The organism is Proteus vulgaris, from assembly GCF_016647575.1.
Classification (GTDB): domain Bacteria; phylum Pseudomonadota; class Gammaproteobacteria; order Enterobacterales; family Enterobacteriaceae; genus Proteus; species Proteus mirabilis_B.
This window is the reverse complement of record NZ_CP032663.1, coordinates 3,677,722-3,699,377: the sequence shown is the minus strand read 5'-3', so window position 1 is coordinate 3,699,377 and position 21,656 is coordinate 3,677,722. Positions and strand designations below refer to the sequence as shown.

The following is a 21,656-nucleotide window of genomic DNA, read 5'->3' as shown; positions in this document are numbered from 1 at the left end:
GTTTTTAAAAACTAAATTAATCCAAGGTGTTAGATTATGAGCCAGAACAAAAATTCTCATTTATGGTCACAGTTTGTTCGTCAGTTACGTGAAGGTGTTAAACCCGCTGTAGGTTGTACTGAGCCGATTTCATTAGCATTGGCAGCCGCGAAAGCAACCGCACTTTTAGGCGAGCCTGTTGTTCGTGTCGAAGCTTGGGTTTCACCAAACTTGATGAAAAACGGAATGGGCGTAACAGTGCCGGGAACGGGAATGGCTGGGCTACCTATTGCAGCAGCATTGGGTGCGACAGGAGGAGATCCTGATGCAGGGCTGGAAGTCTTGTTAAAAGCATCCGCTGATGCAGTTGCTCAAGCTAAGACACTGGTTGCTCAAGGTAAAGTCACAGTGGGTGTAAAAGCACCTTGTGAAGATGTTCTTTACTCTGAAGCGAAAGTGTATAGCCAATCTGGTTATGCCATCGTCAGTATCGCAAGAGAACATACACACGTTGTTCGTTGTGAATGTAACGGTAACGTTGTTTTTGAGGAAGATAAATCAGCGCTTACCAACAATTGCGAATGTACTGATGAAAAACCTTTTACTGATGTTTGTGCTGAAGATATTTATAACTTTGCACTTAATGTGCCAGTGAGTGAAATTGAGTTTATGCTCAATGCCGCCCGTTTAAATGGTGCTTTATCAGAAGAGGGGCTACAAAACACCTATGGATTAGCCATTGGTCGTACCTTAATTCTGCAACAAGAGAAAGGTTTGTTAGGTAAAGACTTACTTAATGAAATCATGATCAGAGCATCAGCCGCATCCGATGCTCGCATGGGTGGAGCGGTATTACCGGCAATGAGTAATTCAGGCTCAGGCAATCAAGGGATTGCTGCAACATTGCCTGTGATGGTTGTTGCTGAATTTATCAAAGCTGATGATGAAACCTTACTGCGTGCGTTGGTTTTATCTCACTTAATGGCAATCTATGTTCATAGCCATTTTCCACCTCTTTCCGCCCTTTGCGCTGCAACAACCGCTTCAATGGGGGCTGCTGCAGGGATGGCATGGTTACTCACAAAAGATTTCACCACGGTCAGTATGTCTATCAACAGTATGATTGGTGATATCAGTGGCATTATCTGTGATGGCGCATCGAATAGCTGTGCAATGAAAGTATCAAGTAGTGCAGCGAGTGCTTATAAAGCGGTATTAATGGCGATGCAAAATCAAAGTGTTGCGGGTACTGATGGTATTGTCAGTGACGATGTCGATAGCTCAATAGCGAATCTCTGTGCATTAGCCAGTCGTGCAATGCAACATACAGATATTCAAATCATTGAGATTATGGAAGAAAAAGCGCGTCGTAATGCTGGGGAAAAGAAGCAAGCTGTCAATATATAAAAGGCGAAAACCTAAAGCGACAGTGATGTTGTTATGTAGTAAAAAGAAATACCTGCTTATGAGAATAGGCAGGTATTTTTTTATCATGAAATCACGTTGATTAGCTTAGATACTTACAGCGGCAAAGGCTTGAGCAATGCGTTGAACATTACCTGTATTAACACCTGCCATACAAACACGACCTGTACCGACAAGATAAATACCAAATTCATCACGTAATCTATCAACTTGTGCTTGTGTAAAGCCGGTATAGCTAAACATACCGCGTTGAGTTAATAGATGATCAAAATTCTTTTCAGGCAGGGCAACTTTTAAAGCTTCGACTAAAGTCACGCGCATCTCTTTAATACGGTCACGCATATGTGCGACTTCTTTTTGCCATTGTGCAGTTAAAACTTGGTCTGATAGCACTTTATTGACAATTTGTGCACCATAGTTTGCAGGGCTTGAATAGATACGGCGTACACCTGCTTTTAGCTGACCCAGTACGTGTTCGCATTCAGTGGCATTCTCACAAACAATGGATAATCCGCCTGCGCGTTCACCGTAGATCCCAAATATTTTTGAAAAAGAGTTACTGATAAGTATCGGTAATCCTGCTTTTGCCATAGTACGAATAGCATAAGCATCTTCATCTAAATTTTCGGCAAAGCCTTGATAAGCAATATCTAAGAATGGAATTGCTTGGCGAGCTTTTAATACTTCAGTGACTTGATCCCATTGATCTTTAGTCAGATCGGAGCCAGTTGGGTTATGGCAACAAGGGTGCATCAATACAATGCTTTTTTCAGGCAGTTTTTTAAAGCAATCTAACAGAGCTTCAAATTTTACGCCTTTGGTTTCAGGATCAAAGTAAGGGTAGTGATTCACTTTGAAACCTGAGCCCGCAAAAATAGAACCATGATTATCCCAAGTTGGATCACTTATCCACACTTCTGATCCTGGGAAATAGCGATGCAGAAAATCAGCACCCACTTTTAATGCACCTGATCCACCTAATGTTTGGATTGTGGCAATTTTCTTTTCTGCAATTAGAGGATTATCTGCACCGAAAAGAAGATCTTGAATTTCGCTACGATAAGGTGCGAGCCCTTCCATTGGTAAATAAAGTGTTGCGGTGGGTGTCATGGCATTGAGTTGCTGACGTGCAACTGAAACTGTTCCTAAAATAGGGGTCTTGCCTTCTTCGTCATAATAAAGACCAATGCTTAAATTAATTTTATCCTGACGCGGGTCTTTGTTATAAACATCCATCAATGAGAGAATCGGATCTCCCGGAAACGCTTCAACCTGTTGAAACACGGCTTCTTCTCCAATCACTTTTAGTGTGTCATAGGGATACAATATCGTGTGTATTATTGTTCGTCTAGGTATTCCATGATGACGCGCGAGGTTAATTTGGTAATCAACTCATAGGCGCTAATACCACTATATTTGGCAATTTCTTCTACGGGCAACACATCTCCCCATAAAATAGCTTCATCACCAACACTATCAATTAGTTCAGTCCCCAAATCGACGCTGATCATATCCATCGAAACACGACCAACAATAGGCACTTTTCGACCATTGATCCACACAGGAGTACCTGAAGGTGCACTGCGAGGATAGCCATCGCCATAGCCAATCGCGATCACACCAAGATAAGTGTCTTTTTCACTTATCCATGTGCCACCATAACCAACAGGCTCACCGGCTTTATGCTTACGAACAGCAATCAGGCTTGTTTTTAGCGTCATTGCGGGGGTTAAACCAAAGTCTTTACCCGTTCTTTCATCACCCGTAGGAGAAATACCATAAGTGATAATGCCGGGACGAACCCACTGATAATGGACTTGAGGCCAAAATAAAATACCCGCGGAAGCTGCGATAGACTTATCACCGGCTTTATCTTGAATAAAATCTTGAAATAGTGAGATTTGTTTTTGTGTCGCCTCAGGAACATCGGGTTCATCTGCACGACTAAAATGGCTCACAATATTGACAGGTTGTTGTACATTTTTACAGGCGGAAAGCCGTAAATAAAAGGCTTGTGCGTCTTCAGGACGTACTCCTAAACGATGCATACCCGTATCGATTTTCATCCATACTTTAACGGGTTCATCTAAATCAGCCTGTTCTAATGCTTCTAATTGTTCTTGACTATGAACAACGGTTTCAATGTGGTTGACGACTAAAATAGGTAGGTCAACGACATCAAAAAAGCCTTCTAACAGAAGAATGGGTTTTACAATACCCCCACTTCGTAAGGTTAATGCTTCACCAATACGTGCAACACCAAAACAATCAGCATTATCCATTAAGGTATATGCTGTTTCTAATAACCCATGACCATAAGCGTTTGCTTTCACGACAGCTATCAGGTGGCTATGTGGGGCATAGTCTCTCACATGCTGAAAATTGTGACGCAGAGCGCGGCGATCTATCACTGCGGTTGCCGCTTTCATATTATTCCAATACTTCCTTTAATTAAGTCAAGGTTAGTGATTATTCATCGTCGTAAGCAGGGCCAGCATAGTTATCAAAGCGTGACCATTGACCGTTAAAGGTAAGCCTTACCGTACCAATTGGGCCGTTACGTTGTTTACCGATGATGATTTCTGCAACACCTTTTAAATCGCTACTTTCGTGATAAACCTCGTCACGGTAAATAAACATGATAAGGTCAGCATCTTGCTCAATAGAGCCTGATTCACGTAAGTCGGAGTTAACAGGGCGTTTATCAGCACGTTGTTCCAAACTACGGTTTAACTGTGATAGAGCAACCACGGGAACTTGTAATTCTTTAGCTAACGCTTTTAAAGAACGAGAAATTTCAGCAATTTCTAGTGTTCTGTTTTCAGATAATGAAGGTACTCTCATTAGCTGCAAGTAGTCAATCATGATAAGGCTTAAACCGCCATGTTCACGATAAATTCGACGAGCACGAGAGCGTACTTCTGTTGGTGTTAAACCTGATGAGTCATCAATATACATATTACGTTTTTCAAGCAAAATACCCATGGTGCTTGAAATACGAGCCCAATCCTCATCATCAAGCTGGCCTGTACGAATTCTTGTCTGATCGACACGAGATAATGATGCCAACATACGCATCATGATTTGGTTGCCGGGCATCTCTAAGCTGAAGATAAGTACAGGTTTTTCTTCTGTCATTGCCGCATTTTCACATAAGTTCATGGCAAATGTGGTTTTACCCATAGAAGGACGTGCCGCGACAATAATTAAATCTGATTTCTGTAATCCTGCGGTTTTTTTATCAAGATCTTGATAACCACTTGAAACCCCTGTGACACCATCATGAGGTTTTTGATAGAGCTGTTCTATTTTTTCAACGGTTTCTTCTAAAATTGCTTCTATTGCTTTTGGGCCTTCGTCTTTATTGGCACGAGTTTCAGCAATTTGAAACACTCTTGATTCAGCGAAGTCGAGTAGATCTTCACTGGTGCGACCTTGAGGATCAAAACCCGCATCTGCAATTTCGTTGGCGACTTTTATCATATCGCGAACAACGGCACGCTCTCGGACGATATCCGCATAAGCATTGATGTTTGCTGCACTTGGCGTATTTTTTGAAAGCTCAGCTAAATAAGCAAAACCACCCACACTGTCTAGTTCGGCATTTTGTTCTAATGCTTCTGATAGTGTAATAAGGTCGATAGGTTTACCTAATTCCAGCAAGCGTTGCATTTGCGAGAAAATAGTACGATGAGGTCGACTATAAAAGTCTTCTGCGGTGACACGTTCAGAAACATTATCCCAACGTTCATTATCTATCATCAGACCGCCTAACACGGACTGCTCTGCTTCCAGCGAATGGGGAGGTAGCTTTAATCCCTCCATTTGTCGGTCTTTGATATCAGACATCAGCTTGTCAGTGGTCTTATTTCTGGCCATAAATCCTGCATAAAAATCGAAAAAGTGTCAGTACGCTCTAGTATACGCTAACCCAATTATCTGTGCCTTGTAGAAATAGCTATCCTTTGTCATTATCTCTAAAGGTATTTAGAGCTCGCTTATTTAACCCCTCATCCTATAAAGGAGATAGCAATGGCTAAACGCATTCAATTTGCAGCTCATGGCAGTGCTGATGTTCTCGAACTAGCAACATTTACACCGGCTCCTCTTGGTGATCACGAAGTTCAGGTTGCCAATAAGGCAATTGGTATTAACTATATTGATACTTATGTACGTAGCGGCTTATACCCTGTAAGCCAACTCCCTAGTGGATTAGGCACTGAAGCCGCAGGCATTGTTATCAAAACAGGCGCTAAAGTGACTTCACTAAAAGAAGGGGACAGAGTTGTGTATGCGCAATCTCCGCTAGGGGCTTATAGTGATACGCATAATGTACCAGAAAATAAAGTGGCACGTCTGCCTGATAATATCTCTTTTGAACAAGCCGCAGCCTCTTTCTTAAAAGGATTAACGGTTTATTATCTCTTCAATGAAACCTATAAATTACAAGCAGGTGAAACCTTCTTATTCCACGCAGCTGCTGGTGGCGTTGGTTTAATTGCAAGCCAATGGGCGAAAGCAATTGGTGCTAAAATGATTGGTACAGCAGGTAGTGATGAAAAGGTCGCCAAAGCAAAAGCTGCAGGCGCATGGGAAGTGATTAATTACCAGACTGAGTCGATTGTGGAACGTGTTTTGGCACTGACGAATAACCAAAAAGTACCTGTTGTTTATGATTCTGTTGGTAAAGCAACTTGGTTAGATTCATTAGACTGTTTGCAGCATCGTGGCTTAATGGTGAGTTTTGGTAACGCATCAGGTGCAGTAACTGGTGTTGATTTAGGTATTCTCAATAAAAAAGGCTCTTTGTATGTCACGCGCCCATCTATTTCGGGTTATATCACAACACGTGAAGAGCTAGATGCTGCAAGTGAAGCGTTATTTGCGTTAATTGGTAGTGGTAAAATTGATGTCAGTGTGCCAGATAATCAGAAATTTGCGTTAGCAGATGCGAAAGATGCACACCGTTATCTTGAAAGTAGACAATCTCAAGGATCAAGCTTACTTATTCCTTAATGATTGTTTGTAAGATTTAAAACCTGTTTGAAATCCATTAAACAGGTTTTAAATACTTATGTATCAATTATTTTTCAGTCACAAATTTAAGTGCATTTTCTAAAACAGATAAATCAGCGCCTTGTTTGTGTGCATTTTCACTTAAATGACGACGCCATTGTCTAGCACCCGGAATACCTTGAAAAATTCCCAACATATGACGAGTTACATGACCTAAATAAGTGCCTTGTGAAAGCTCTTTTTCAATATAAGGATACATTGCTCTTACTGCCGCGACTGCATCAGCAATAGGTAACTGATTATCAAAAAGCTCATGATCGACATGTGCTAGAATTGACGGGTTTTGATAAGCCTCACGACCAACCATAACACCATCCATATATTTTAAGTGTTCCTTCGCTTCTTCTAATGACTTAATGCCACCATTAATTGCCATGGTAAGATGCGAGAAATCACGTTTTAATTGATAAACACGAGGATAATCTAAAGGTGGAACCTCACGATTCTCTTTGGGGCTTAAACCCGATAGCCATGCTTTACGTGCATGAATAATAAAGGTATCGCAGTTATTATCTCGGCTAACAGTATCAATAAAATCACAGAGAAATTCATAGCTATCTTGGTCGTCGATCCCGATACGTGTTTTTACTGTAACAGGAATATCAACGACATCGCGCATGGCTTTCACACAGTCAGCGACGAGTTGTGCATCTCCCATTAAACAAGCCCCAAAGCGCCCATTTTGTACGCGATCTGAAGGACAACCCACATTTAAATTAATTTCATCATAGCCACGCTCTTGTGCCAATTTTGCACATTGCGCTAACGCTTGAGGATCGCTTCCACCTAACTGTAAAGAGACTGGATGTTCTTCTTCACTGTATTTTAGATAGTCACCTTTACCATGAATAATGGCACCTGTTGTAACCATTTCAGTATAGAGCAATGTATTTTTACTTAATTGACGAAAGAAATAACGACAATGACGATCAGTCCAGTCGAGCATCGGCGCAACAGAGAAGCGGTTCAAATTATATTCTTTTGAATTGCTATTAACATCATGATTTTCTGTTGATTTATTGAGTTCTATATTTTCTGACATGTTGTAATTCTTTCGTCTATTTAGGCGGTGATTATCTCTAAATTGTTAAGGAGATAAAATGAGCGCGCATTATAGCATAGAGGATAGCTTACACATGCTGGATCTGATGCTAGATATGTACTTAAAGAAGTATGGTTGTTAAGAGAATAAATAATTCAATTGGCTACTTTTGACAAAAATGACAAAAAAAGTATATTTGATCGGTCTATTTATTGTACAATCCTCAGATATTTGATAGAGAATGGATGATTTAAATAATGATTAGACGCTTTGGTTTTAAAAATTTCTCAAGTTTCAAACAAGGCGCTGAAATTAGCTTTGAATATGATGGTAATACGCCAATAAGTATTTCTCATGGTAAACATATTGGTACTGTTATCGGTATTAAAGGCGCTAATGGTTCAGGTAAAACCAATATTCTCAAAGCGCTTTCTTTTCTATTTTGTTTCGTTACAAAAAGAATGACTACAAAGCATTTTAATACACTAGAAAACAGTGAGGAAGTGCGCATACCCATAGAATCATTTTTCTTTTCTAAAGAGAATATCGAGTTTTATATCGAGCTGGAAATAGAAGGTATGATTTATTATTATGGTTTAGAAATAACAAAAGAAGGAATTAAAAAAGAAATTTTAATTAGAAATAAAAATGAAGATGGAAGTAAAGATATTCTCTTTATTGAACGGCATGAAAATAAAATTGTTTCTTGTATATCAGAGTATCAAGAGTTAAAAAGAATAAAATTAAAAGAAGATCAATCTATAATTAGCTTAACCTCTGATTTTAGTTTTAATAAAAAAGTGGCAGATCTAATTAATATAAAAAATTTCTTTGATTTGTTTATTTTTAATGTTGGCTATGACGGATTAAAAAAAGATTTTGAAGAAAATACTAAGTATATTCGAGCTTCTTTCTATAAAAATAATTTAGACGCTTTAACCTTTGTTAAAAAGATCATAAAAAATAGTGATGATGGAATTAGTGATATTATCATTGAAACAGTGAAAGATGTATCTGGTAATGATGTTGATTTCCCTTTATTTATTCATAAATATGGCGATGAGGAATTTAGTCTTATTTATTCAGATGAATCTATGGGGACAAAAACACTGTTTAATGTTCTTTTTAATTATTGGGCTATATTGAAGAGTGGAGGATTATTAATTGTAGATGAATTTGATCTTCATTTACATGCTATGATATTACCTGAAATTATTAATTTATTTACAGATTTATCCATTAATACTAAAGGTGCTCAGCTTATTGTTACTACACATAATACTGAAATAATCGATAAGTTAGGGCGATATCATACGCTGTTAGTAAATAAAGAAAATAATGAAAGCTATTGTTATCGTTTAGACGAAATTCCTTTATTAAGAAATGATAGAGCAATATCTCCTTTTTATAATAAAGGGAAAATTGGAGGTGTTCCTAAAGCGCTCTTTTAATGAAATAATCTAATAAAATAAAAGGATGTTTAATGATTAAAAAGAATTTCAAAAATAATAGATTAGTCAGAGAATTTATTAAGGATATTCCTCATTATACCATTGATAAATCAGGTATTGAGAGTAAGTGTAAGTTTAATTTTGCTTATTTTGATGCTGATCAGGAAGCGGGACAAAGCTTTACTGATTGGAATAATAATATTGGTATTTCATCACTTGAAAATTTAATGGAAAAACTAAAAGAATATACAAAGGAACCATTAAATTATTGGCAGAACCAGCGTGTTGGTAGCGGTGGGCTTAAAATACTTGAATATTATGGAAAATTTCCTAGAAATACGGTTTTTAAACATCCCGCATTTGTACCTGAAGATGCTCATTGGGCAAGATTTAGATTAGGCAATAAAGTGCGGCTTATTGGTTTTGTGATCCATCCATCGACTTTTAATCATTTAACTGAAAAACATAAAGTGCAATTCGATACGAATACGTTTTATATTGTTTTTCTAGATAAAGATCATCTTTTTTACCAAATCGAAGATGAATAGCCAAAAAACAAAATAGGAAAACATAATGCCAATAGAAAAAAGAGCATTACCTTATTTTAAATATCACCCTGAACCGATAAAAACAGGTGCTTTTATCACAGATGATACCGTTATATGTGATTGTTGTGGAAAGAAAACCGATATTTACTACGAAGGGCCTTTTTTTAGTGTTGATGATATTGAAGCACTTTGTCCTTGGTGTATCGCAGATGGCTCTGCCAGTGAGAAATTTGAAGGTGATTTTCAAGATCTCTCCTCTGTTGAAGGAACATTATCAACCTATGACAGTAACGGTGAATATTCAGGTTATCAATCAGGTGTACCTAAAGAAAATCTTGAAGAGTTGATCCGTAGAACGCCGGGATATCAAGGATGGCAACAAGAACATTGGCTTATACATTGTGGCGATCTTTGTGCATTTGTTGGTTATGTTGGGTGGGAAGATATTGCTGATAAATTAGATGAATTTGTTTCTTTGGAAGACGATATTGGTGAAATAGGTATGAATATGGATGACTTACCTAATAATTTAACCAATGGAGACCATTGCCAAGGGTATTTATTTAAGTGTTGTTGTTGTGGAAAACTACGTCTACATATCGATTTTAGTTAAAAAACATTACTCAATTAATATTAAGTCTATTTTTAGTATATAGACTTAATATTAATTTTTTTAAAATAACCTATTTATATTATCTCTATTAAAAATGGAAATAGTCATTGCTCAATATTTTACGCTATAAAGCGAAAAAATAAAAAGAGGAGCATTGAATATGAACATTAAAAGAAAGATACTTATAAAATTAAACAATCTTGATTGTGATAATAAAAATCTGTCATTTCCTACTTCCCATGAAATGCATCACTCCCTTTTAACTAATATATCTTTAGTTCCAGTAATTTCATCTGTTCATCAATTACCACCTAGAAGTCATATTGATTCTATCTCAATAAACTTTAATGATCTAAATAAATATTATTATCTTAATTTACCAGAGAATAATCATTATGCTTTAGATGAAATTATTAAAGTATTAAAACAACACCCTGATATTGAATATATACAAACAGTGCCTATACAGCCTATTGAACCTCCTAATATTACGCCTGACTTTACTCAATATCAGCAATATCTAAATACACCAGAAAAAACGGTGAATATTAATAAAATTAAAGGGCTAGGAATTTGCGAAGCATGGGAACAAGAAGCCTATGGGCAAGGAATACAAGTAGCTGATATTGAATGGGATTTTAATCTTTCTCATCATGATTTATCAACGGATAACATTACATCATTATTACCTTTTAATGAAAAAACCAGTCAGGCAGATCATGGAACGGCAGTAGCTGGCTTAATTATGGGGAAAAATGATGGTAAAGGGATCACTGGACTCGCTTATAAATTAGATATGTTTTATGCCATCTCCGAATTAACTTGTGGACGTATTGATGCGATCATTGCGAGTAAACGCATACTACATGCTGGTGATATCGTGTTATATGAAATGCAGACAATCTGCGAGCATCAAGCTTACGTACCTGCGGATTATGAAATGCATATTTGGGAGGCGACTCGCGCCTTAACCGATGCTGGGATCATTGTGATTATGGCGGCAGGTAATGGAGGGGTAGATCTAGATTTGCCTGCTTATGAAAGTTATCGACAGCGTCATGATAATAATTCAATACGTGTTGGTGCTGGTTCGCCCTATACATTAAATCGATTACCTTTTTCAACACATGGTTCACCTATTCATGTACAAGCGTGGGGAGAGGATGTTGCAACCGCGGGTTATGGTGATCTATTTCGAAGTGATGATAACCATACTTATACAGCTAATTTTAGTGGTACATCGTCAGCCAGTGCTTTAGTTGCGGGAGCGGCTGCTGTGATCCAATCTTGGTATAAAGACCATACAAACAGTGTGTTAACGCCGATACAAATGCGTGACTTATTAATTAGAACAGGCACTTTTCCACTGTTAAATGACAAAATTGGGCCTTTACCCAATGTGAATAACGCAATTCTGTATTTAAAAAAACTAATAAAACGTCATTAAGAACAATAGTATTAATTCTTTTAGCACCTCCTAAATATTAGGAGGTGTTATTTAAACTTCATCTCTATGATATATAAAGTTTTTATTATCATAATAAGACTGAGATCTAAAAATAAGCACAATTTAATCCACTTTTTTGTATAAATAATAACCATAAAATAGTATTGCAAATAAACGTGATAATCAGTTTTTATAGGAAAATAAGGTGATTAGACAACTTCTAAGAGAAAATTTATTTAATCATAAACTTAGTCGTTTTTTACGATTTATATAAATCAATAGCATTTTGATTTTATTGGATTTTTATCATGCTCCTCGAAGAGTGTGGTTTATTATGAAAAACTTAAATATGAATAGTTTTTCATTGTTTATGCACCTTTTTGCTTTCAATTTCACGTCACTGCGTTTATCATTTTCCGCTTGTACTATACATACGGCGTCGCTGGTTTTGGGCTTCTGTGGAGCATAATGCTCCGGCAGCTCACACAGTCTTTTCCAGTGGCGGTTCTATCTGCATTATTCTTCGGGATAGAGTATTACCTTAAATGACTGAGAAAACATCTCTGACACCAGTTGTCGAATTAAAATCCTTAAGTAAAGGTTTCGACGGAAAACAAATTATTTCCCGCCTCGATCTCACTATCAACCATGGCGAGTTTTTAACCATCCTCGGTCCTTCGGGCTGTGGTAAGACGACAGTTTTGCGTTTAATCGCGGGTTTAGAAGACGTTGACGATGGGCAAATTATCCTTGATGGGCAAGATATTACGGATATCCCAGCGGAACAACGTTTTGTAAATACGGTTTTTCAAAGTTACGCGCTTTTCCCACATATGACTGTTTTTGAAAACGTCGCATTTGGTCTTCGTATGCAGAAAACACCTGCTGATGAGATTAACATTCGCGTTGAAGAAGCTTTGCGTATGGTGCAACTTGAAGATTTCGCACAACGCCGTCCTGCACACCTTTCTGGTGGACAACAACAACGTGTCGCGATTGCGCGTGCTGTTGTGAATAAACCAAAGGTCTTATTGCTTGATGAATCATTATCTGCACTGGATTACAAATTACGTAAACAGATGCAAAATGAATTAAAAGCCTTACAGCGTAAATTAGGGATCACCTTTATTTTCGTGACTCATGACCAAGAAGAGGCGCTGACGATGTCAGACCGGATCGTGGTGATGCGTGAAGGACGTATTGAGCAAGATGGTACTCCGCGTGAAATTTATGAAGAGCCAACAAATCTGTTTGTTGCGCAATTTATAGGTGAAATTAATATCTTTGATGCTCGCGTTCTCCATCGTATTGATGAAACGCGTATTCGTGCTGATGTTGAAGGTCATGAATGTGATATTTACACCACATTACCTGTGACACAAAACCAGAAACTCAAAGTATTGCTTCGACCTGAAGATCTCCGTGTTGAAGAAATTCACGATCTCGAAAACCTTCCTGGGCTAATTGGTTATGTTCGTGAACGTAACTATAAAGGCATGACGCTAGATTCTGTTGTTGAAATGGAAAATGGTAAGGTGGTGATGGTCAGTGAGTTCTTTAATGAAGATGATCCGGATGTTGATCACTCGTTAGACCAAAAAATTGCAGTAACTTGGGTTGAAAGCTGGGAGGTCGTGCTGGCAGATGAAGAAAACACGTAAACTATTTCAAAACATCGTAATTACCGGTGTTGTGGGTTGGTTGATGGTGTTCGTCTTCTTGCCGAATATCATGATCATTGCGACCAGTTTTTTAACGCGTGATGATGCCAATCTTGTCGAGATGGTCTTTACACTCGATAACTACTATCGCTTATTTGATCCTATGTATGCAGAAGTGTTACTGCATTCTATTAATATGGCGGTAGTCGCAACATTAGCTTGTTTATTATTAGGTTATCCCTTTGCTTATTTTCTGGCAAAAATGCCTAAAAAAATACAGCCTCTAATGTTGTTTTTATTGATAGTACCTTTTTGGACAAACTCGCTTATTCGTATTTATGGATTAAAGATATTCCTAAGTACCAAAGGTTATTTTAACGAATTCCTGTTGTGGATTGGACTTATTGATAAACCACTCAGAATTATTTATACCCCAGAAGCAGTTGTACTGGGGCTGGTTTATATTTTATTACCTTTTATGGTATTACCGTTATATTCCAGCATTGAAAAGTTAGACAAACCTTGTTTAGAAGCAGCGCGTGATCTAGGTGCTAATAAATTTCAGACCTTTATTCGTATTATTATTCCATTAACAATGCCGGGAATTATTGCGGGTTGTTTACTCGTAATGCTACCTGCAATGGGCTTATTCTTTGTCGCTGATCTAATGGGTGGTGCGAAAAATTTATTAATTGGTAACGTAATTAAAAGCCAATTCTTAAATATTCGTGACTGGCCTTTTGGTGCAGCCACAAGTATTTGTTTAACATTGGTGATGGGATTAATGCTGTTTGTGTATTACCGAGCCGTGAAGCTACTGCATAAGAAGGTAGAAATAGAATGATAGGACGGTTATTGCGTGGTGGATTTATGTCCATTATTTACGCGTATCTTTATATCCCGATCATCATTCTGATAGTTAACTCTTTTAACTCATCACGTTTCGGGATTAATTGGAAAGGATTTACCACAGATTGGTACACCATTTTATTTAATAATGACAGTCTGCTTCAAGCAGCTGGACATTCATTAACAATGGCCGTTACTTCTGCGACATTTGCGACATTAATTGGCTCGTTAGCGGCAGTTGCTCTTTATCGCTACCGTTTCCGTGGCAAAAAATTTGTCGGTGGAATGCTGTTTGTTGTGATGATGTCGCCAGATATTGTTATGGCGATTTCGTTGCTTGTACTGTTTATGATCCTAGGTGTTTCATTAGGATTTTGGTCGCTTCTATTTTCACATATTACATTTTGTCTGCCTTTTGTTGTGGTTACTGTGTACTCACGATTAAGTGGATTTGATGTGAAAATGTTGGAAGCAGCGAAAGATTTAGGGGCAGGTGAATTTACTATTTTACGTAAAATTATTATGCCTCTGGCGATGCCAGCAGTGGCTTCAGGTTGGTTATTAAGCTTTACGTTATCCATGGATGACGTTGTGGTTTCTTCTTTTGTGACGGGCCCAAGCTATGAAATTTTGCCATTGAAAATATACTCAATGGTAAAAGTTGGGGTTTCACCTGAGGTGAATGCGCTTGCAACCATCCTTTTAGGTCTATCCTTAGTATTAGTGTTAATTAGTCAGTTGATCTTAAGAGACAGAACTGGCAAAGCGTAAACATGTATTAGTGCGAGTTTCTCGCACTTTTTGGGGTCTGAAGACCAATCTGTTGGAGGTAGGCTCGCTGCCTATTTGATATTAACGCATCAACCACTGAAGGAAACATAAATGAAAAAGTGGTCCTCAGTACTTGCTGCCAGCGTAATGGCATTAAGTATCGGCACAGCATCGGCTGATGATGGTAAGACATTATATTTCTACAACTGGACGGAGTATGTTCCGCCTGGTCTGCTTGAACAGTTTACGAAAGAAACTGGGATTAAGGTGATTTATTCCACCTACGAATCCAATGAAAGCATGTATACCAAGTTAAAGACCTATAAAGATGGTGCTTATGACTTGGTGGTTCCTTCTACTTATTTTATTTCTAAAATGAGTCATGAAGGAATGCTACAAAAAATCGATAAATCAAAATTAACCCATTTTGATAATCTCGATCCTAGTTTATTACATAAATCATTCGACCCCCAAAATGACTACTCCATTCCTTATATTTGGGGTGCGACCGCTATTGGTATTAATAGTGATGAAGTTGATGTGAGTGACATAACTTCATGGGCAGATTTATGGAAACCTGAATATAAAGATAGCCTGTTATTAACCGATGATGCCCGTGAAGTTTTCCAAATGGCATTATTAAAATTAGGCTATTCAGGCAATACAACCGATCCTAAAGAGATTGAAGAAGCCTATAAAGAGCTGCAAAAACTGATGCCAAACGTATTAGCATTTAATTCAGATAATCCCGCTAACCCTTATATGCAAGGGGAAGTTAATTTAGGGATGATTTGGAATGGCTCGGCATTTATTGCGCGCGATGCGGGTGCACCTATTGAAATGGTGTGGCCAAAAGAAGGGGGCATTTTCTGGATGGATAGCTTAGCTATTCCTGCGAATGCCAAGAATGTCGAAGGTGCTCATAAACTTATCGATTTCTTATTACGCCCAGAAGTTGCAGCAAAAGTAGCTGAAAACATTGGCTATCCAACTCCTAACTTAGCGGCACAAAAATTATTGCCAAATGTGATCACTAAAGATAATTCTCTTTATCCAACAGAAGAGATTATTAACAAAGGTGAATGGCAAAATGATGTGGGTGATGCAACCGTATTATACGAAAGCTATTACCAAAAATTAAAAGCTGGACGCTGATCGCGTTTGAGTATAGTTCTGAGCCACCTTTAAGGTGGCTTTTTTATGGTGAAAAAAACGCATTTTTATTTAAGGATATAAGTTGAATTTATTTGTTGAAAGCGTAAAGGTAATTAACACTTTTTATTAGTGAGTTAATAAACTTAATTGAAGGCACAAAATGATATCTAGCGCATCAAAAGGGACGTTATATGGCATTGTTGCTATTTTTCTTTGGAGCACCATTGTTGGCTTAATTCGTAATATTAGTGAGTATTTTGGTGCCGTAGGGGGTGCTGCACTGATTTATACCACAGGCACACTCTTTCTTATTTTGATCTTAGGTGTCCCTAAATTATCACGCTTTCCTAAACGCTATCTTATCTGGGGGGGGCTATTATTTGTCACTTATGAAGTGTGCTTATCTCTGGCTTTAGGATTTGCAACAGACCGAACACAAGCCATAGAGCTAGGAATGGTTAACTATTTATGGCCTAGTTTTACGTTAGCCCTTGCCGTAATACTTAATAAACAGCGATTCTCTATTTTGCTGATTGTCGGATTATTATGTGCATTTAGTGGATTAGTTTGGGTTGTTAGTGGTGATAATCCGCTGACAATTGACGGTTTATGGACGAATATTCAAAGTAATCCATTAAGCTATATATTAGCGTTTTCAGGTGCTATTTTATGGGCGTTTTATAGTAATTTAACTCGCCTTATGTCTGGCGGGAATAACGGCATTGTGCCATTCTTCCTATTAACGTCACTTGCCTTGTGGGGGCAATATTTATTTTCTACACCCGTAGAATGGATTGTTAATACAAAAAGTATCACGCTATTGTTAATAACCGGTGCCGCTATTGGGCTTGCAAATGCTGCTTGGACAATCGGTATGATCAGGGGCAATGTGACATTATTGGCGACACTCTCTTATTTTACTCCCGTTATTTCTACTGCATTCTCATCAATATTATTGTCTACCGCACTCTCTTTCTCATTTTGGCAAGGTGTAATGATGGTGACTGGTGGCTCTTTAATTTGCTGGTTAGCGACTCGTCAAAAAACGATAAAACCACTTAAAACGGTAAAATAGAGGGTTATTAAGTTAAATATTGATGCAAATAGAGGTCATTGGCTCAATAAACGCTATTTAAAAAAAGAAGCATTTGTGTAAGTTGAAATTTTTTCACTATGCGATGAGATGAATATCGGCTTATCTATACTTATCATTTATCAGATTGCAGCATTGTTGATTAGTGATTCATTCACTTGTCACTTGGCTGTATCTCGAATTATTTAGAGTATAAGTAATACTATAAGAACAAATGCAACAAAAAAGGAATTGCTATGAAACTTGAGACACTCTCTGTTCACGCGGGTTATTCACCTGATCCAACTACAAAAGCCGTTGCTGTACCTATTTACCAAACAACATCTTATGCATTTGATGATACGCAGCATGGTGCGGATCTCTTTGACTTAAAAGTGCCTGGTAATATTTACACCCGAATAATGAATCCAACCAATGACGTATTAGAAAAACGTGTTGCAGCATTAGAAGGTGGAATTGCGGCAGTTGCCGTAGCATCAGGTATGGCAGCTATCACTTATGCAATTCAAACTATTGCACAAGTGGGTGACAATATTGTTTCTGTCGCTAAGCTTTATGGTGGCACTTATAACTTAATGGCGCATACATTCCCTCGTATTGGTATTGAGGCTCGCTTTGCTCCTCATGATGATATTGCTGCTCTTGAAGAGTTAATTGACGATAAAACAAAAGCGGTATTTTGTGAAACCATCACAAACCCAAGTGGAAATATTGTTGATATCCAAGCATTGGCCGATGTCGCTCATCGTCATGGTGTACCTTTAATTGTTGATAATACGGTTGCAACACCTTATTTATGCCGCCCTTTTGAGCATGGTGCGGATATTATTATTCACTCTTTAACTAAATATATTGGTGGTCACGGTAATTCTATCGGCGGCATTGTTGTTGATTCCGGTAAATTCCCTTGGGCTGAGCATAAAGATCGTTTTGAGATACTAAATACACCTGATGTTTCTTATCACGGGGTAAATTATGTCGAGCATTTTGGTGCCGCTGCTTATATAGCAAGATGTCGTGTTGCGCCTTTGCGTGGAACTGGTGCGGCGTTGTCGCCATTTAATGCATTCTTGATCCTACAAGGATTAGAAACACTGGCATTGCGTATGGATCGTCATACTGAGAATGCCCAAAAAGTAGCTGAATATCTGCAAAATCACGCTCAAGTTGCGTGGGTTAAATATGCAGGTTTAAGCAATCATCCTGAGCATGATTTAGCGGTACGTTATATGTCAGGTAAACCAGCCGGTATTCTCTCTTTTGGGATCAAAGGTGGTGCAGAAGCAGGAGCTAGATTTATTGATGCATTGCAGCTTATTGTTCGTCTAGTGAATATTGGTGATGCAAAATCATTAGCATGTCATCCAGCTTCAACCACTCATCGCCAATTAAATGATGAAGAATTAGAACGCGCGGGTGTTTCACGAGATTTAATTCGTTTATCTATCGGTATTGAACATATCGACGATATTCTTACAGATTTAGATCAGGCATTAAAAGCCAGCATTTAATTAATATTATCAAATTAAAACCTTCTTTATTTAAAGGAGGTTTTTTTATACTTAAATTTCTTAAATTTACTAATCTATTTTAGAAGGGCTAATTTTATTATTTTTAATATAAGGATATATAATGAATATTACTTCTATATTTAGAGATGCAGTGAATCAACTGACAACAGGAGCAGGAAAAGCAATAAACAGTGTTGTCGATTTTTTTTCTAGTCTTCGTTCGGGTATAACGGGTTTATTTAATAGTAATACTTCTTTTAGACAAGCAGCAACAGATCTGAGTCTTATTAATCATAATGATCCAAAAAAAACTTCACTCGGTAATTTAAAGGATTTTTTAAATGAAAAATGTGGAATGAATACGACAGAAGATCAAGTGAATGGAGAAATAGATAATATAGAAAACGACATATATGAAGGAAGGAATATATATGAAGAAATGAATAATAAAGAAGATCCTATATATGAAGAAATAAATGAAAATATTTTAGATTTAATAAGAAAACTCCCTGAGTCAAGGAATGAAAATAAATCATCAGTAATTGAAGATGAATATAGTATTGTAGTTGATAGCATAGAAGAATCTAGTGAAAATATTTATTCTGAGCCTTACGAGGCTGCTCTTTCTGATGGAAATAAATATAATACCATTTAAATGGTATTATATTTTTATTAACTTTTATTAATAGATGAAATAATAAACATATTTATTTTTTGATAAAAATCAAATTTTAGTCATCCTTAAATTTAAATTTAATTAATTAGATCAATTTTATAAAATAATTTTATTTTTTAAATTAAGTTTTATTAAAAAATAAAGGAATGTGAAGTCAACTCCATTATTTACATATAATAAGCCTCAGTCGAAATCAGATTGATTTCGATCAATAAGGAACATACCGACTGGTCGGTATCATCCTATGCATGAATACAACTGCGCATCACCGAAAAAAAGACCCTATCCGAGTTCAAGAGCAATTATTGGAAGCGGCAAGTGTTATTGTGGCTAATGAAGGAATAGCTTCCCTCTCTTTAAATGCCGTAGCAAAAGAAGCAGGGGTAAGTAAAGGTGGTCTACTTCATCATTTCCCCGGAAAATTAGAATTGGTGCAGGCAGTATTTAAACGGCTATTAGGTATTATGGATAGTCGCATTGCAGTTATTATGGAAAATGATCCTATTGAAGCGGGGCGTTTTTCTCGCGCATATTTAACTTATATTTCTGATTTAAAACAGTCAGACGAAAGTCGCCAATTAGCCATACTGTCTTTAGCAATGCCAAACGAGCCTATTATGCGTAAATGCTGGCGAGATTGGATGTTAGATCATTTAGCCAAAGGCGATAAATTAGATAATAGCTATTTAGGTACATTAATTCGTTATGCCGCAGATGGTCTTTGGTTATCTGAATTAACAGAAGGCCCTACGATTTCACAAGAAGAGCGTAGCGCATTAGTTGAAAGATTATCTGAGATGACATTTGACTATATGGCAAACACAGCAAATCAGTAATTTTAATCAGGATGAATGAGGGCACAATGAAATACAAAATAAATGCCTTAATTTATTACGACGCAACGGATGGCGCGATATCGTTAGAAAAAGAGAGTGTTGATACACATCTTTCTATTACCGCAAATGCGTTACTGTTTTATTTTATTCAGCATCCAGGTGTTGTTAATCGTGATGAAGTATTAAAACGTGTTTGGGATGATAATGGGCTAGTTTCATCAAACAGTAATTTAAACCAATATTTGAGTTTATTACGAAAAACATTTCGCCATTACGGTATTGAAAATATCATTGTCACTATTGCGAAAGGGCGACTAGAGTTTAATCCGGATATTTCAGTTGAACTCATTGATGATTCAACGCTATTACCTTCAACTCAAACAAATGAAGAAGAACCTATTTTAGTTAAAGATGAAGACAAAATAGCCATTGAAACAACGACACCTTTATCTTTAACGCAAACTCAAACACCTTTAGAGTCGACACAAGAAGAAGCACCGCAACAAAAACAGAAACCAGAAATTTGTTGGTATTTAGCCAGCATTGGTTTTCTATTAGGTGCAGTATTTCTTGCGGTAATTATCTTTTTTAATCAACATCAATCAAAGCCAATTTCACTGACACCATTAACACACAATGATTGTGAATTACTTTCTAATGAAGCCATGATTAACTCTGCGGTAAGTGATAATTATGTTCGCAATTTTGATGCTGTAAGAAAGAAGCTTAATTTACAGTGCGTGAAAGGTGAGCGATTCGTTTTCTTCTATGGTGATAAACTACAAACAAATGGATTGGGGCGAGTATTTTTAGCGCACTGTGCAAAGAACGAAGATAATCCATTTAGTTATTGCGACAATTACTTTTACTATTCTTGGAAATACTAATGAAAATCTCAGGGAAACTTTTATGTTTTTTATCGGCCCTGATTTTTATCTTGGTCGCTACTTATGCTGCAACAAGATTATTAACCATTAAAAATGAAGGTGTCATGGTTTGTTCAACCAAAGGCATTATGCGTTTTGAAAATATGGAAGATGAAAATGTAAATGGCAATATTCATTTTTCATTTGGTGCCAATGGTAAAGGATCAATTGTTGTTGAAGGCTATACCACCTCAAAAGCCGGATGGTTGTATTTACAACGCTATGTGAAATTTGATTATACGACCAAACGTGTTTCACCGACCGAACGTCACTATTTTGTTAGCCAATGGGACGCTAGTGCATCCTCAATCGATGAATCCCCAGACGTTATTTTTGACTATTTTATGCGTGAAATGTCAGATAGCCATGATGGGCTATTTATTAATGCACAGAAGCTAAATGAAAAAACATTACTATTAAGTTCGCTCAATTCACCGCTCTATATTTGCACCTTAAAACCGGGCAGTAAATTCGATTAACCGTCCTGATTATCCTATCTTATTTTTGCAAGGTGGCCTCTATATAGCCGCCTTTTTGTTTATCTAAAACGCGATACATTCCATCCTGTTAATTGACCTTCTCTTCTCACATAGTTTT

General features: G+C 37.3%; 20 protein-coding genes. 16 read left to right on the top strand and 4 right to left on the bottom strand.

Features of this window, described 5'->3' with window-relative positions; all coding sequences use genetic code 11:
- The first annotated feature begins 36 nt into the window (after positions 1 to 36).
- The gene (locus D7029_RS16920) at positions 37 to 1,386 is read left to right on the top strand and encodes a serine dehydratase subunit alpha family protein (RefSeq protein WP_088494420.1); all 1,350 of its coding nucleotides are present in this window, start codon (positions 37 to 39) and stop codon (positions 1,384 to 1,386) included.
- A gap of 105 nt (positions 1,387 to 1,491) precedes the next feature.
- Here the strand turns inward: D7029_RS16920 and D7029_RS16915 are convergent, their stop codons facing one another.
- The 3 genes from D7029_RS16915 to dnaB are packed head-to-tail and all read right to left on the bottom strand — an operon-like array spanning position 1,492 to position 5,283.
- Complete coding sequence (locus tag D7029_RS16915; RefSeq protein WP_088494421.1) at positions 1,492 to 2,688, bottom strand: aromatic amino acid transaminase; 1,197 nt, start codon at positions 2,686 to 2,688, stop codon at positions 1,492 to 1,494.
- A 53-nt stretch (positions 2,689 to 2,741) separates the two neighbouring features.
- Positions 2,742 to 3,833: an alanine racemase gene (gene alr / locus D7029_RS16910; RefSeq protein WP_088494422.1), complete on the bottom strand. Its 1,092-nt coding sequence runs from the start codon at positions 3,831 to 3,833 to the stop codon at positions 2,742 to 2,744.
- 40 nt (positions 3,834 to 3,873) lie between these two features.
- Positions 3,874 to 5,283, bottom strand: coding sequence for a replicative DNA helicase (dnaB, locus tag D7029_RS16905; protein ID WP_036934568.1), 1,410 nt, complete (start codon positions 5,281 to 5,283; stop codon positions 3,874 to 3,876).
- A gap of 153 nt (positions 5,284 to 5,436) precedes the next feature.
- Between dnaB and D7029_RS16900 the strand changes: the two genes are divergently transcribed.
- A complete protein-coding gene (locus D7029_RS16900; protein ID WP_194951332.1) occupies positions 5,437 to 6,420 on the top strand; it encodes a quinone oxidoreductase in 984 nt (327 codons plus the stop codon).
- A gap of 67 nt (positions 6,421 to 6,487) precedes the next feature.
- On the opposite strand, the gene dusA is transcribed toward D7029_RS16900, so the two are convergent.
- Positions 6,488 to 7,426 (bottom strand): tRNA dihydrouridine(20/20a) synthase DusA, encoded by a 939-nt coding sequence (dusA, locus tag D7029_RS16895; protein WP_228766791.1) that lies wholly within the window; start codon positions 7,424 to 7,426, stop codon positions 6,488 to 6,490.
- 353 nt (positions 7,427 to 7,779) lie between these two features.
- Here dusA and D7029_RS16890 point away from each other — a divergent pair, with 353 nt between their 5' ends.
- The 14 genes from D7029_RS16890 (at position 7,780) to D7029_RS16825 (ending at position 21,538) form a co-directional block, all read left to right on the top strand.
- Positions 7,780 to 8,973 carry an AAA family ATPase gene (locus D7029_RS16890; protein WP_194951330.1) on the top strand — a complete coding sequence of 398 codons (1,194 nt, stop codon included), beginning with the start codon at positions 7,780 to 7,782 and terminating at the stop codon, positions 8,971 to 8,973.
- A 32-nt stretch (positions 8,974 to 9,005) separates the two neighbouring features.
- Positions 9,006 to 9,521, top strand: a complete 516-nt coding sequence (locus D7029_RS16885; RefSeq protein WP_194951329.1) for a hypothetical protein — start codon at positions 9,006 to 9,008, stop codon at positions 9,519 to 9,521.
- A gap of 25 nt (positions 9,522 to 9,546) precedes the next feature.
- Positions 9,547 to 10,134, top strand: a complete 588-nt coding sequence (gene cbrC / locus D7029_RS16880) for a PF03691 family colicin E2 tolerance protein CbrC (protein WP_194951328.1) — start codon at positions 9,547 to 9,549, stop codon at positions 10,132 to 10,134.
- A 160-nt stretch (positions 10,135 to 10,294) separates the two neighbouring features.
- A complete protein-coding gene (locus D7029_RS16875; RefSeq protein ID WP_194951327.1) occupies positions 10,295 to 11,581 on the top strand; it encodes a S8 family peptidase in 1,287 nt (428 codons plus the stop codon).
- 545 nt (positions 11,582 to 12,126) lie between these two features.
- Positions 12,127 to 13,242, top strand: a complete 1,116-nt coding sequence (gene potA / locus D7029_RS16870) for a spermidine/putrescine ABC transporter ATP-binding protein PotA (RefSeq protein ID WP_194951326.1) — start codon at positions 12,127 to 12,129, stop codon at positions 13,240 to 13,242.
- Positions 13,226 to 14,086, top strand: a complete 861-nt coding sequence (gene potB, locus D7029_RS16865) for a spermidine/putrescine ABC transporter permease PotB (RefSeq protein ID WP_023583058.1) — start codon at positions 13,226 to 13,228, stop codon at positions 14,084 to 14,086. The genes potA and potB overlap by 17 nt, the downstream gene beginning before the upstream one ends.
- Complete coding sequence (gene potC / locus D7029_RS16860) at positions 14,083 to 14,862, top strand: spermidine/putrescine ABC transporter permease PotC (protein WP_088494431.1); 780 nt, start codon at positions 14,083 to 14,085, stop codon at positions 14,860 to 14,862. Before potB ends, potC begins: the two co-directional genes overlap by 4 nt.
- 111 nt (positions 14,863 to 14,973) lie before the next feature.
- The gene (potD, locus tag D7029_RS16855) at positions 14,974 to 16,017 is read left to right on the top strand and encodes a spermidine/putrescine ABC transporter substrate-binding protein PotD (RefSeq protein WP_194951325.1); all 1,044 of its coding nucleotides are present in this window, start codon (positions 14,974 to 14,976) and stop codon (positions 16,015 to 16,017) included.
- 160 nt (positions 16,018 to 16,177) lie between these two features.
- Positions 16,178 to 17,092 carry an aromatic amino acid DMT transporter YddG gene (gene yddG, locus D7029_RS16850; RefSeq protein ID WP_194951324.1) on the top strand — a complete coding sequence of 305 codons (915 nt, stop codon included), beginning with the start codon at positions 16,178 to 16,180 and terminating at the stop codon, positions 17,090 to 17,092.
- A 254-nt stretch (positions 17,093 to 17,346) separates the two neighbouring features.
- Positions 17,347 to 18,621 carry a bifunctional O-acetylhomoserine aminocarboxypropyltransferase/cysteine synthase gene (locus D7029_RS16845; protein WP_194951323.1) on the top strand — a complete coding sequence of 425 codons (1,275 nt, stop codon included), beginning with the start codon at positions 17,347 to 17,349 and terminating at the stop codon, positions 18,619 to 18,621.
- A 121-nt stretch (positions 18,622 to 18,742) separates the two neighbouring features.
- The gene (locus D7029_RS16840) at positions 18,743 to 19,276 is read left to right on the top strand and encodes a hypothetical protein (RefSeq protein ID WP_194951322.1); all 534 of its coding nucleotides are present in this window, start codon (positions 18,743 to 18,745) and stop codon (positions 19,274 to 19,276) included.
- Positions 19,277 to 19,545: 269 nt separating this feature from the next.
- Positions 19,546 to 20,133, top strand: coding sequence for a TetR/AcrR family transcriptional regulator (locus D7029_RS16835; RefSeq protein ID WP_088494441.1), 588 nt, complete (start codon positions 19,546 to 19,548; stop codon positions 20,131 to 20,133).
- 26 nt (positions 20,134 to 20,159) lie between these two features.
- Positions 20,160 to 21,020: a transcriptional regulator gene (locus D7029_RS16830; RefSeq protein WP_194951321.1), complete on the top strand. Its 861-nt coding sequence runs from the start codon at positions 20,160 to 20,162 to the stop codon at positions 21,018 to 21,020.
- Positions 21,020 to 21,538, top strand: coding sequence for a FidL-like protein (locus D7029_RS16825; RefSeq protein ID WP_006536331.1), 519 nt, complete (start codon positions 21,020 to 21,022; stop codon positions 21,536 to 21,538). The genes D7029_RS16830 and D7029_RS16825 overlap by 1 nt, the downstream gene beginning before the upstream one ends.
- Positions 21,539 to 21,656 lie beyond the last annotated feature (118 nt).